Origin of the sequence: Anaeromassilibacillus sp. An200, assembly GCF_002160025.1 — a bacterium.
In the GTDB taxonomy this organism is placed as follows: Bacteria; Bacillota; Clostridia; order Oscillospirales; family Acutalibacteraceae; genus Caccousia; species Caccousia stercoris.
In genome coordinates this window covers 16,145-29,286 of sequence record NZ_NFJU01000011.1, presented here as the reverse complement: position 1 = coordinate 29,286, position 13,142 = coordinate 16,145, and the positions used below count along the sequence as shown (strand labels likewise).

At 56.4% G+C, this 13,142-nt stretch carries 10 protein-coding genes; 5 read left to right on the top strand and 5 right to left on the bottom strand.

Translation table 11 applies throughout. The features are described 5' to 3' along the window. Window positions 1–5 precede the first annotated feature (5 nt). The gene (locus tag B5F35_RS07235) at window positions 6–851 is read right to left on the bottom strand and encodes a helix-turn-helix domain-containing protein (protein ID WP_162611364.1); all 846 of its coding nucleotides are present in this window, start codon (window positions 849–851) and stop codon (window positions 6–8) included. Window positions 852–1,010: 159 nt separating this feature from the next. On the opposite strand from B5F35_RS07235, the gene B5F35_RS07230 reads away from it, so the two are divergent. Continuing rightward, window positions 1,011–4,160 (top strand): glycoside hydrolase family 2 TIM barrel-domain containing protein, encoded by a 3,150-nt coding sequence (locus tag B5F35_RS07230; protein WP_162611363.1) that lies wholly within the window; start codon window positions 1,011–1,013, stop codon window positions 4,158–4,160. A gap of 25 nt (window positions 4,161–4,185) precedes the next feature. On the opposite strand, the gene B5F35_RS07225 is transcribed toward B5F35_RS07230, so the two are convergent. Beyond that, window positions 4,186–4,749 (bottom strand): hypothetical protein, encoded by a 564-nt coding sequence (locus tag B5F35_RS07225; RefSeq protein WP_087239502.1) that lies wholly within the window; start codon window positions 4,747–4,749, stop codon window positions 4,186–4,188. A gap of 137 nt (window positions 4,750–4,886) precedes the next feature. Between B5F35_RS07225 and B5F35_RS07220 the strand changes: the two genes are divergently transcribed. Next, window positions 4,887–6,878, top strand: a complete 1,992-nt coding sequence (locus B5F35_RS07220) for a glycosyltransferase (RefSeq protein ID WP_087239500.1) — start codon at window positions 4,887–4,889, stop codon at window positions 6,876–6,878. A gap of 78 nt (window positions 6,879–6,956) precedes the next feature. After that, complete coding sequence (locus tag B5F35_RS07215; protein WP_087239498.1) at window positions 6,957–8,339, top strand: vWA domain-containing protein; 1,383 nt, start codon at window positions 6,957–6,959, stop codon at window positions 8,337–8,339. A 64-nt stretch (window positions 8,340–8,403) separates the two neighbouring features. Here the strand turns inward: B5F35_RS07215 and B5F35_RS07210 are convergent, their stop codons facing one another. Next, a complete protein-coding gene (locus tag B5F35_RS07210; protein WP_087239496.1) occupies window positions 8,404–9,336 on the bottom strand; it encodes a DUF4261 domain-containing protein in 933 nt (310 codons plus the stop codon). 372 nt (window positions 9,337–9,708) lie between these two features. On the opposite strand from B5F35_RS07210, the gene B5F35_RS07205 reads away from it, so the two are divergent. Then, the gene (locus B5F35_RS07205; RefSeq protein ID WP_087239494.1) at window positions 9,709–10,533 is read left to right on the top strand and encodes an ElyC/SanA/YdcF family protein; all 825 of its coding nucleotides are present in this window, start codon (window positions 9,709–9,711) and stop codon (window positions 10,531–10,533) included. Between the two features lie 84 nt (window positions 10,534–10,617). Here B5F35_RS07205 and B5F35_RS07200 read toward each other — a convergent pair whose 3' ends face one another. Further along, the gene (locus tag B5F35_RS07200) at window positions 10,618–11,163 is read right to left on the bottom strand and encodes an NADH peroxidase (protein ID WP_087239492.1); all 546 of its coding nucleotides are present in this window, start codon (window positions 11,161–11,163) and stop codon (window positions 10,618–10,620) included. A 54-nt stretch (window positions 11,164–11,217) separates the two neighbouring features. Beyond that, complete coding sequence (locus B5F35_RS07195) at window positions 11,218–11,619, bottom strand: Fur family transcriptional regulator (protein WP_087239490.1); 402 nt, start codon at window positions 11,617–11,619, stop codon at window positions 11,218–11,220. A 254-nt stretch (window positions 11,620–11,873) separates the two neighbouring features. On the opposite strand from B5F35_RS07195, the gene B5F35_RS07190 reads away from it, so the two are divergent. Next, window positions 11,874–13,136: an aminoacetone oxidase family FAD-binding enzyme gene (locus B5F35_RS07190; RefSeq protein WP_140401172.1), complete on the top strand. Its 1,263-nt coding sequence runs from the start codon at window positions 11,874–11,876 to the stop codon at window positions 13,134–13,136. Window positions 13,137–13,142: the final 6 nt, after the last annotated feature.

Below are 13,142 nucleotides of genomic sequence, written 5' to 3'. Positions count from 1 at the left end.
TGCTGTCAGGGCTTTTGCAGCAGGCTTTGCGCGTAAACGGAGGGGGAGGAACCGCAAAAGCGCTTGAATTGCTTGGAAAAAGCGTATGCGTCGCTGTAGCTGAGAGCCTTCGCCACCGCCTTGACTGGTTCGCCCTCCAGCAGCATCATCTGTGCGGTGGTCATGCGTCTGCTCTGCCGGTATTCTTCGAGAGAAAGGTGCATTTCCCGCTGAAACTGCTTGCGCAGAGTCTCATAGCCGACGCAGAGCCGCTCCGCGACCATCGGGAGGGGAAGCTCGCTCCCGGAATCCTTTTCCAGCAGCTCGCAGGCGCGGATTATTACGGGAGAAAGACCGGGGCGCGGATCGCGGGGGCGCGTCAGCGTCAGGACAAGCTGCTGGGCTTCCAACAGGCAGGCGGCCAGCAGAGGATCCGGCGCGGCGCTCATGCGGGAGAGGAGACCATGGAAAAGCGGGAGGAGGGAAAGGGGATCGGCAAACCTCCCAACAGGGACAGTCTCCTGCACCAGTTCCAGACTTTTCAGACTGTCGAACACGCCCTTGCCAAAGCTGATGTAAAATTCCAGCCAGCTTCCGTCGCCGTCCACGCGCGTGGAGTGCCGCCGGTTCGGCAGGCGCTGGCAGACGCTTCCGGGAGTCAGCGCGGCGCGCGCGCCGGTTTCATCCCAGTATTCCCCGCTTCCCTGCAAAAGCAGGAAACAGCTGTAGTAGGGAATAACAAAATCGATCTGTGATTTTTGGGCGCTTTTCTTGCGCATGAAGCCGCAGGAAAGGATCCCATTTTCCGGGGCCCCTCCGATGAAGCGATAGGTGACCTCATGCTTCACAGAGGAGAGAGAGGGGTGATTCATACCGCAGGCTCCTTTCCCAATCAGGACATCCTTTTTCCCATTTGCGCTATGTCCTTTTTTCTGCAAACAGTTTATCATGAAAGCAGAAAAACGTCAAAGCTTCCCCTTCTTTCTGTTTGGAGAGAAAGCGCGGAGCGCAAGAAAAAAGGAGTTGTGCACATGGAAAACAATCGGAAGGAGTTTCACCGCGCGCCGGATTGGGAGAATCTGGAGGTGCTTTCCGTCAATCGGATGCCCGCCCATTCCCGCTGGGGCGCTTATGATACCGCTGGCCGGGCTTTGTCCGGCCCTTATGGGAGCAGCCCCTACACAATGAGTCTGAACGGTTCCTACCGCTTCCGGCTGTACCCCTCGCCGGAGACGGTAGATGATTTTTATCGCCCGGAGTACGACGACAGCGCGTTTTCAGATATCCCGGTCCCTTCCAACTGGGAGGTACAGGGCTTTGGAGAACCGATCTATACCAATGTGGCCTTCCCGTTTCAGAAAAAGGAGGCCGATTGCTGGCTTGCGACAGGGCAGGAGGGGCAAAGTGTGGTCAATCCTCCTTATGTGCCGAAGGAGAATCCCACTGGCTGCTACCGCAAACGCTTCACCCTGCCGGAGCAGATGGAAGGCCGTGAGCTGTATCTGAATTTTGAGGGAGTTGAGACGGCGTTTTACCTGTGGATCAACGGGGAACCCGTGGGCTATTCCCAGGACAGCAAGCTGGCGGCGGAGTTCTGCATTACCAGATATGTCCGGCCCGGAGAAAACCTGATCGCGCTTCAGGTGATGCGCTTTGCGGACAGCACGTATCTGGAGGATCAGGATTACTGGTATCTGTCCGGCATATATCGGAATGTGTGGCTGATCGCGAAGCCCAAGCTGCACATAGAGGATGTCCACTGGATGGCGATCCCGGATGTGGTGCGTGGGACAGGAGAATTTCAGGCGGATATCCGCGTATCGCGGGAAGAAGGCTTTGCCGCCTGCCGTGTGCGCGCGTCTCTCTATGATGCGGAACAGACGCTTCTGGTCAGCACAGAGGGAGCGGTGCGGGCGGAAGCGGAATATCGCTGTGACCGTGTACCGACGGCCAATACCGCCCGTGTCCGCATGGCACTGGATTCCGTTCGCCTGTGGTCGCCGGATCACCCTGTTCTTTACACCGCCGTGTTTGAGCTTCTCGCGCCGGACGGGACGGTTCTGGATGTGGAATCGAGCCGCTTCGGCTTCAAAAAAATGGAGGTTCGTTCCGGTGTGGTGTATCTCAACGGCAGCCGTCTGGTGATCCGGGGCGTCAACCGGCATGAGCATTTCTGGAAAACGGGCCGCGCTGTGCCGAGAGAAATCATGATCGAGGAGATCCGGCAGATGAAGCGCATGAACATCAACGCGGTGCGCACCTGTCATTACCCGGACAGTCCCGATTGGTATGATCTCTGCGACGAGTATGGTCTGCTGCTGATCTGCGAATGTAATCTGGAAACACACGGAGTGGGCGGCGCGCTGACCCATTCCGCGCGCTGGTCGGGTGCGTTTCTGGACCGCGCTGTGCGCATGGCGGAGCAGCATAAAAACCATGTCAGTATCTATGCCTGGTCGCTTGGCAACGAGAGCGGGACAGGCGCCAACCATGCCGCAATGTATGGTTTCCTCAAGGAATACGATCCGACCCGGCTTTGCCAGTACGAAGCCGGAGAGCCGGGCAAGCGCATTTCCGATGTCCGTGGGAATATGTACGCCCATTACAATACCATCCTGAAAATGCTGGCCGATCCGGAGGACGACCGCCCGATCATTTTGGTGGAATATCTGTACCAGATCCGCAACAGCGGCGGTGGGCTTTCCCGCTTTGTGGAGCTGACGGAGCGCTATCCGCGCTTTCAGGGAGGCTATATCTGGGACTGGCAGGACAAGTGCCTGCCCGGAAAAACAGAAAACGGAGAAACCTTTTTTGCCTATGGCGGAGATTTCGGGGAATCGTTTGTGGAGGGAAGGGATGGAGGCGATTGTCCGCCCTTCATGACCTGCAACGGAATTGTCCTGCCGGATCTGCGCTGCAAGCCGGTGGCCCATGAGGTGAAGGAAGCCTATGCGCCGGTTCGTTTCAGCCGTCCTCCTGTTTTTTCTCCGTGGCAGACGACAGCACCGTGGGACCGTTTTGTCCTGCGCAATGACGGTCTGGTTGATTCGCTCGCGTCGTTCTCCTGTGCCGCATCGATCCGGGAAAACGGTGTCAAGATAGCGGAACAGGCGGTCGAACTTCCCGATTTGCGCCCCGGAGAACAGGAAGAGCTGTCTATCGAAATCCCATACGAAAAGAAGAACGGCTGCCTTTACACCATCGAATTTTCGGTGCGCCGGAGAGAGAAAACCTTCTATGCGGACGCAGGAGAGGAAATCGGCCTGTTCCAATTTGCCCTGGAAAGCGGCGCGGCGGAAAAGCCGGTTTCTGTGGCGTGCGGCGTGCCGTCCCTTGTGGAAACCGGGGAAGGGCTTTGCCTGGAAGCGGCCGGGACCGTTTTGCGGCTGGACAAATCAACAGGCCTGCTGCAAAGTCTTGAGAAGGATGGGCACGTCTACCTCACAAGCGGCTTTGTCCCGTGCTTTGACCGCCCTTATACCGGCCTTGACGCGCAGGCGGGCTGGGGATGGGAAGAAGAATACCGCAAGCTTCGCGGGCAATCCTTTGTTTTTGGTGAGCCGCGCGTTCTGACCGGCTCGAAGGAGATCCGGGTGGAGATTCCCTTCTTCCAGCGGGAGACCGATTGCCCGCCCATTGGCGGAACGGTGCGGTATACGCTGCGCGGGGACGGCCTGCTTACCGTCGGCGCGGATTTCTATCTCGATCCCTCCTATCGTGCGGTGCCGCGCGTGGGCCTGGAATGCCGGACGGCGGAGGGATTTGAAGGGCTGTCCTATTTTGGGCGGGGAAAACAGGAATGCTATGCCGATCGGATTTTGTCCGCTCCCCTTGCGGTGTACGAATCCACCGTGCAGGATCAGCATTTTGCCTTTATCCCGCCGTCGGAGAACGGGGGGCATGAGGAAACCCGCTGGCTGCGTCTGAAACAGGAGAGCGGGCGCGAAATTTCTTTCCGTTCCAGGGCGCCGATCCATTTTGATGCGCATCACTATACCGTGGAGGACTGCCAAAAGGCGGCGCACGACCACGAGCTGCCGCGCCAGAAGGAAACGATCCTGCATCTTGACGCGGCGCACGGGCCGATTGGCAGCGATATGGCATGGAGCATTGCCATGCCGGAAGCGTTTGCGGTGACAGGCGGCGCGTATCATCTGGAGCTGGATATCACCCTTTTGTGACGCTCCTTTCCTGCCGTGAAGCTTTTCAGGACGATTTGCTGTTTTTTCCGGAGCTTACCAAAAAACCGACGCTCGCCGAGACAAAATCGCGAAGCTGGGAGGCGGCCGCCGTCACCGATCTGGAACCCACGATCCCCTCATGAATGAGGAACAGCAGAATCAGGGAAAACAGGCCGATGCAGGACACCACGATGATTTGAAAGTTTGCACAGCCGTCTCTCTGGCTTTCCGAAGAGGAAGCCCCTCCCGGCACGGGATTTTCCGTGGCAGGGGAGAGGGAAAAGCCGATTTGAGCGCGTGCTGTGGGTGTGGCACCGGTTTCCGGGAGTATGGCAGGCGGTAGTATGGCGGTGTTTCCCGATGGAGGCGGCGAGGTTTGCAGGGAATTCCGGCTCAGAAAATAGCCGAAAATAGCGGCGGCGGAGGTTCTCACAACCACATCGACCGATCCGATCTCCTGTTCTGGAGGAGATAAAAACAGGGAATGGAGCGTATAGCTGAACAAGGCGGCCATGAAGGCCAGAAGAAACCAGTCGACCAGGCTGACGCGGCGGATCCCATCGCGAATCTTGCGAAACAGCAGTTTCAACTCGAAACACCTCCTTAGCAGGTGACGCCGGAATCGGACGTCCCAATTCAGAATATGCCCGTGGGCTTATTTGTGCCCACGGGCATTTTCACGTCTGTACCATGGTGGGCCATATACTGTCCACGGGGTGATGAGAATTGAAAAAGCTGTTGTTTGTGACCTGGAGCGTCTCCTATGGGTATGGAACCGAAAAATCGCTGGCCGATGTGCTGAACCGGATGGATCCGGAACAGTATGCAATCAGCGTCCTGCCGCTCTTTAAATATGCGGAGAGCACCATTTTTCGAGACCACATCCGTATTTTGGATCCGCTGATTGATTATACAGCGGAAGACTTTGACGAGGAAGCGGCGCTCAAGCGCTACTATGCCCTGCTGGGCGATCCGCTGCGTTTCAACCAGCGGATCCGGGAAAAGTATGACTGCGTCATCGCCTGCAACCACAACGCGCCGTCCTATTTTGCCTCTTATCTCAAGGGTGGGGCAAAGGTCCTCTGGATCCGGGGGGATCTGAGGGAGCTCGATTACCACCGGCTGAAAGAAGGGACGCCTGAATACCGCAGCGTCAAACAGGAATATGAGATGCAGGCAAACGTTTTCAAATGCTTTGACGCGATTGCTGTGATTTCCGATGTCGTGCAGCAAACTTTGAAAGAGCTGTTTGGGATCACGGAACGAGTGGTGAAGATTTCCAATTCTGTGGACAGGGAAAAGATCACCCGCCTTTGTAAAGAACAGGTAGAGCTTCCTGATAAGGTGCTGTTCACCACGCTGGGAAGACTGGACTACAACAAAAATCAAATCCTGCTTCTGAAAGCTGCCCGGGAGGTAAAGAAGAAGCGGGATGATTTTATGATTTACCTTCTGGGGGATGGGGATGATCGGCCGAAACTGGAAGAATTTATCCGGGAAAATGATTTGTCGGAAAATGCGAAAATTCTGGGGTTTATAGAAAACCCGTACCCGTATGTCAAGCACAGCGCCGCGACGGTGCTGACCTCTCTGAGCGAAGGGTTCAGCCTTGTGCTGGTGGAAAGCGTCATGCTTGGGACGCCAATCATTTCAACCGACGTGGGGGTGGCCGGAGAGTTGGTGGAGCAATACGACTGCGGCGATTTGGTGCCGTATGACGAGAAAGCCCTGGCTGCTGTTCTGCTGCGGTATCTGGAACGTTACGACGGTGTCAGGCCGGGTTTTGCCATCGGGGAAGAGTACGATCTGAAAACAGAAGTGGAAAAGACGGTAAACCTGATTGACACTGCCATTGCCCGCCGGGAGGGAGGAGCCAAGCTGAAAAGGCTGCCGTACCCTGAAATCACTATCCACGACTATGAGTTGGACACATTTGAAATCCAGCGGGAGAAAACGTTCATTCTGCGCGTGATACAGAAGGGAGTTCCGTATGAATACCTGATCCGCCGCCGGAACGGGAACGACAAGCTGATTGTGTTTCACAATGGAGCTGTGCCGGAGGGAAACGTGCGCTATCCGGTGTTTCAGCGGCACAGCTGGGCAGAGATTTTGAAAACCTCCTCCGTGTTCTGCATGGACCCCACGCTGTATCTCAACAGCTTTTTGCAACTCGGCTGGGGTGTGGGAAAAAATGACAACTATTATCTGGAGAACAGCAGCCGGATTCTCGAACGGATCATCCGAAGGATGAAGATCCGTTTGAAAGATACGGTCATTTACGGCACATCCGGCGGTGGATATCTCTCCGCGATTACAGGAATTTACCTGCGCGGCGCGACGGTTGTGGCGGACAATGCACAGCTGGATGTGCGGCACTGGATTTACAAGGATGCGCTCGACGCCGTGATCACCTTCTGCTTTGACAATATTGGAGAGGCTTTGAGCTATCGGGAACGGTTCAGTCTGATCGACGCTTTTGAAAAGCATGGCTACGTGCCGCCGCTTTATCTGCATGTCAATCTCTGCTCAGAGGCGGACAATTCCACACAGCTGGTTCTTTTCCTCCAGGCAGCGGAGCGCATGAGACGTGTGAAGGAATATCATGATATCAAGGTGATTCTGCACTACAGCCCGGAAAAAGGACATGACGGCATGGGGATGGACGAGGCAATTGCCTTTTTGTACCGCGTGCTGGGCCTGCCCGTGTGCAAAGAGTGAAACGATGGGAGGAACTTTTTCCCCTTCCGCTGCATACCCTGTCAAGGGGGAAGCTATGACACGTTTGGAGGGAATACCATGGGTGTATTGAATGCAAATAAGAAGATCGATGTCTCGCAGATTGACTGCGAAGGGACGATGCGGGTGACGCTGGCGTTTTCCGCAGATCCCGATATCTCCTCGAATCCCACGGATATTGTTCTGGTTCTCGATCGCTCCGGCAGCATGTCCGGTTCGCCGCTGGCCAATCTGAAGCTGGGAGCCAAGACGTTTATCGATATCATCGACGAAGCCACCGACAGCAGCAAGGACGGCAATATCGGGTCCGGCAGCCGGATCGGTATCGTCAGCTTTTCCGAGCAGGCGACGGACAACACGCAGCTGATCACCTCCGTCGCCGCACTCAAAGCGGCGGTGGACGGTCTGGCGGCAGGCGGTTCCACCAACCATGCGGATGCCTTCACCAAGGCAATCGGCCTGTTTGATCCTGCTTCCCCGAATGGAAAGGTGATCGTCATGTTCACCGACGGAAAAACAACGTCAGGTCCGCCGCCTGCTCCTGTTGCCGCGGCGGCAAAGGCCGCGGGGATTGTGATCTACTGCATTGGCCTGGTCGGTACCGATGGCGTGGATGTTGGAACGCTCAACGAGTGGGCGACAGATCCCGACGCTTCCCATGTGGCGGTGACGCCGGACGCAGCCGATCTGGAGGATCTCTTTGCAGATCTCGCGGTCAACATCTCAAAGCCGGGCGCAACGCAGATTGTGATCGATGAGGAAGTCAACCATGACTTCTCCATTGTCAGCGTCAGCCCTCCGGATAAAGGCAGCGCGGCGGCGCTTGACGCACACCGGATCCAGTGGAAGATTGATGAGCTTGGCGTGACGGGCAATGAAGGCGCGGCGCTGGAATTCTTTGTGCGCCATACCGGAAGCACGGGCGGAACCAAGCTGGTCAACAAATCCGTTGTCTATTCGGACGCGGAGGGAAATGTGGTGGTGTTCCCGGATCCGACGGTGCGGGTGGATTGCGATATTGTGTATACGCCGGAGAGATGTCCTGTTCCCGTCGATATCACAGTGGGGAACTGCCAGGATTCCCTGCTGGTGGACCTGGGAGACACCTATCTGGAGTCCCTTGGCAGGATTGTTCAGCTCGATGTGACGGTCAAGAATGTCTGTCCCAACCGGCGCGTGGCCCTTGCTGTCATTCTGACAGAGGTGGATGCAAACGGCATGGAGTATCAGCGCGGTATGAAAGCCATCACGATTCCCGCGCACAGCTATCCCACCTGCCGGGACATACTGGTAAAATGCGTCAAGTTTGTGCTTCCCGAGGATCTGGATGTTTCCGGAGGAAGTCCGCGTTCTCTGTGCGGCCCGCGCAACCTCAAGGTGCGTCTGATTGCGCACAATATTGATACGGATTATCGCTGCTGCGAGGCAGTTGTTACCGTCTGAGAACGGCAGGATCGACAGCACCCCCGGCGCAGGATCGCAGGATCCCGCACCGGGGGTGCGCTTTTTATTCGTCCGGGGACGTTTGCTCATCGGGAATCCGGAAAATCCGGATGGTTTCCTGCTGTGAAAAAATGCCCTCTCCGCGGGAAACGGCATACCGGCGGCCGTCCGCGTCATGGATAACTTCCCCGCCATGAAATACAATATTGTTTTGCAGCACGTGAGCGGCAATGCGGAATACAAGTTCTCTTGCTTCAGAGGATTTTTCCCCGCAGTGAATTGCCTCCAGCTCTTCCTTTCCAAACGCCCGCATCCCGCGTGTATAGCAGCTGACGCCGCCCGCGTCGTGAAAGAAGGAAAACCAGATCCAGTTGTCCACTGGAAGCCGGTTCAGGAGAATCAGCTTGGCAAGAGTTTCGTAAAGACGAGTCTCGTACACTGTGCCGTTCACAAATACGCCCAGCGCGTTTTCCTGATCGCAGCAGCTTGCAAGCACTTCGACCAGAAGCCTGCCGCGATCCAGAAGGCTGGCATCGTCTCCCATTGCCCCCACGAAAATCCGGGCGGTGTGCGTTCTTATGCGCTCCTCCGCTTCCGGCCACAGATAGTTGGAGGCGGCGGCATGCTCCGCCTGGCCGTCCGGGACAGGGGAGGAAATCAGACAGACGGAGAGAATGGTGTTTCTCACAAAGAACAGAAGGGAATCGGATTGCTGATTCGGTCTTTCTCTGGCCTTGAGCCCCCATTCCGATCCGAGCCGCCGGATCAGCTTCTGCTTGTCCCAGCGGGGCTCTGAAAGCAGGATCTGTCCGGTGAACAGGCCGGTCCCTTCCAGTACATCCTTCTCCATCTCTTCTTTCAGGCCATTCCGTGCTTTTTCCAGCATTCCGGCAAGCGCGGGCGTCCAGTTTTCAAAGGGCAGAGCTTCCATCGCGTTTACGATTCGTTGAAATTCCTTGTTTTTATACCAGATGCGGCATTGCTGCAGCAGCGTCATGCGATTCCCAGCTTTCTGTTGCCGCCTGCTTCCTTTTGCATGAAAAGACAGGAGGGCGGATTTGGATCTATCTCTTATAGCTTACCGAATTTTTTCTCTCTTCGCAACCGTTTTTTCGAAATGAGCAGGGAGATGGAGTTTCCCAGGCAATGCCGTTGTCTTTTTCGTTTGGGAATGCTACAATAAAAGCAATATCCTGTAATGTTCAGCCTGGCGTTTGCCCTGCATTGCGCAAGCGCCGAAACAGGAAGAACATACGAAAAAGGAAGCCCCAAACACAGCCGCGTTTGGGGCTTCCCCTTTAGCCGATCGCCGCAGCGGCAGAATTTGAGAATGGGAACAATTACGATAAACGAAAAAGGAGTGTTCAGCATGGATGTACAGCAAACAGCGGATTGGATCAACGTACTGGGAGATTTCTGCGGGATGCGGGATGTCCCGGCCCTGACAAGGGAAAATCTGAAAAAACGGTATGGATGGGAACAGGCAGACGTCATGGTTCTGTATGGCGGAAGTATTCTCTGCGGGGCGGAGATTCTGGCCGGAGCTATGCGGGAAAAAGCGGCAAAGCGGTTTCTGATTGTGGGGGGAGAAGGCCACACAACAGAATCACTCCGCCAAAAGATACACGCGGAGTTTCCCCAAATTGAAACCGTCGGGCGTTCGGAAGCGGAATGCTTTGCCGCGTATCTGTGGGAGAAATGGGGATTGCGCCCCGATGCTTTGGAAACCCAATCCACGAACTGCGGCAACAATGTGACCTATTGCCTTCGCCTGCTGGAGGAGCAGGGGATTCGTCCGGCCAGCATCCTTCTGTCCCAGGATGCGTCCATGCAGCGCCGGATGGACGCGGGATTCCGTCAGGCATGCTCTCCTGAAACGGTTCTCATCAACTATGCCGTGTACCGTGCAAAAGTGGTTGCCACAGAGAACGGCCTTGCTTTTGCTGAAGAAATTCCCGGCATGTGGGATTTGGAGAGATATCTTTCCCTGCTGCTGGGGGAGATCCCTCGCCTGACAGACGATGCAAACGGTTATGGACCGAGAGGGAAGGGATTTATCGCCCATGTGGAGATTCCGCGGGAGGTGCGTGAAGCGTATGAAGGGTTGTGCGCACAGTATGGCGATCTGGTTCGCCCGGCCAATGAAGCGTATTCCTCCGAGAACGCGGAAAAGCGGATGAATTCCATACTTTGAAAGAAAGCCAAAGCATAAAAAACCGGACAGGGGTCTCCCCCTGTCCGGTGATGTGCGGAATTGGATATGCTGGAAATGGAGCGATTAGGCGCCGAAATATCTCTTCAGCAGGCCCTCGAAAGCCTTGCCGTGACGGGCTTCGTCGCGAGCCATCTCGTGAACGGTGTCATGGATAGCGTCGAGGTTGGCAGCCTTCGCGCGCTTGGCAAGGTCGAACTTGCCGGCGGTCGCGCCGTTCTCGGCCTCTACACGCATCTCAAGGTTCTTCTTGGTGGAATCGGTCACAACCTCGCCCAGGAGCTCAGCGAACTTCGCAGCATGCTCAGCCTCTTCGTAGGCAGCCTTCTCCCAGTACAGGCCGATCTCCGGATAGCCCTCGCGATGAGCAACGCGAGCCATGGCCAGATACATGCCGACCTCGGTGCACTCGCCGTTGAAGTTAGCGCGCAGATCGTTCATGATGTCCTCGGAAGCGCCCTGTGCCACGCCGACTACATGCTCAGCAGCCCAGGTCTTTTCACCGGCCTGCTCCACAAACTTCTCCTTCGGAGCCTTGCACTGGGGGCAGAACTCGGGGGCCTCATCACCGGTGAACACATAACCGCAGACAGAGCAGACAAACTTCTTCATGATAACATTCCTCCATCATTATAATTTGTTATTTTGGATTACTGGTTGCAGGTTTTACGCTTTTCTTTCCTTTTTCTCACAGGCGGCACAGGTTCCGCGAAACACCACATCGCAACGCTCGGCGGTTACCCCGTACCGTTCCGAGATTTCCGCGCAGGCATTCCCGCAGGAGGAATCCTCCACGTCGAGAACGCAGCCGCACTTGTCGCAGACGAAATGAGAATGCGGATAAGTTGCGCCGTCAAACCGTTCCTGACCGTTCACTGTTCCCACGCTGACGATAACGCCGTCATTTTTAAACTGGGACAGATTGCGGTAAACGGTGCCGAGGCTCAGATCCGGATAGGAGGGCTTTAGTTCGTGGTAGACCCACTCAGCCGAGGGGTGCACCTTTGTGCCCTGCACAATTTTCAGGATCGCCTCCCGTTTGCGGCTGTAATTTTGCCTTCGTTCCATCGCCTCACCTCAACTTGATAATAGGAATTGTTCTTAACTTGTCCCTATCATAGCATATCTTTTTCCGGGAGTCAAGAGAAAAATAAAAATAATTCTCAATTTTATTTAAAGGTGTTCAAGCCTGCCGTTTATATCTTAATAAAAGGCTTGTTTTGGCTGAAAGATTGGATTTGAGGGAAGGGCTTTGCATTCCATGTTGTGTATGCTATAATTTGTATCAGCATTTTGCACGGCAAGCGGATCGGGGGGAAAGCATGGGAGCACAGAGATATGAGTTTGCCATCGTGGGAGCGGGAGCTTCCGGTCTGATGGCGGCGGGAGAAACCGTGCAGGCGGGGAGCACGATTGTGCTGGAAGCCAAGCAAAAGCCCGGAAAAAAACTGTTGGCTACGGGAAACGGCCGCTGTAATCTCGGCAACCGGGGCGTTTCTCCGGCGCATTATCACGGGGATGTGGAGCGAGCCTCGCGCGTGCTTGAGCGTTTTTCTTCGGAAAAGCTGGAACAGTTTTGGAGAAAGAACGGCCTGCTCTGCCGGGAACTGGACGAGGGGAGGCTGTACCCCTACGGGATGCAGGCGGCCTCTGTGCTGGAATGTCTGCTGCGCCGCGTCGTAGAGCGGGGCGGGGAGGTGCGCTGTGATTTTCCGGTTGAGGAGATCCGGCGGGAGCAGGGCTTTCTGACACTCTCCGGCCCGTCCGGAAAGGTGCGTGCCCGCCGGGTGATCCTCGCGTGCGGCGGTATGGCTTCGCCCTCGCTCGGCGGGGGAGAGCTCGGCTACCGTCTGGCAAAGAGTCTGGGGCACCAGGTGACGCCGCTGTTTCCCTCTTTGGTGCAGCTGACCGCGCCGCCCGCGCGCGTGAAGCCGCTCAAGGGAGCGCGCAGCCTGGCAGAGATTTCCCTTTGGACAGGTTCGCACGGCGTGGCTTCCGCGAAGGGAGAGGTGCAGTTTACCGGGGAGGGGCTTTCCGGGATCTGCGTGTTTGAGGTTTCCCGGTCGTATGGAGAACTGAGCGAGAAGGAGCGAAAAACAGCGGAGCTTTCCGTCTGTCTGATGCCGGAATATGGTCCCGGAGATCTTTACGCCTTTCTGCGCACGGCGGCATCCTCTCCGCTGCTTCCCGCGCAGGAGTTGCTCGACGGCCTTTTGAACCGTCTGGTCGCGCGGGAGGTGCTCAAATCCGCTGTCCGCCGTCTCCCTGCCTATGCCCGGGAGTACAAGCCCGCCGAGCTCTCCGCCATCGCGGCGCGGGTGCGGGATTTCCGGTTCCCCGTGACGGGCACGGCGGGGTGGCAGGCCGCGCAGGTGACAGCGGGCGGCGTCCCGCTCTCCGAGGTGGACATCTCGACGCTGGAATCGCGGCTGTGCTCCGGCGTGTATCTGACGGGAGAGCTGCTCAATCTCGATGGAGACTGCGGCGGCTACAATCTGCACTGGGCGTGGGCGACAGGACTGCTCGCCGGACGCAGCGCCGGTATGGCGGCCAACCCCGGAACCCGTTGGGATTTTCGTTTATAACGCAGA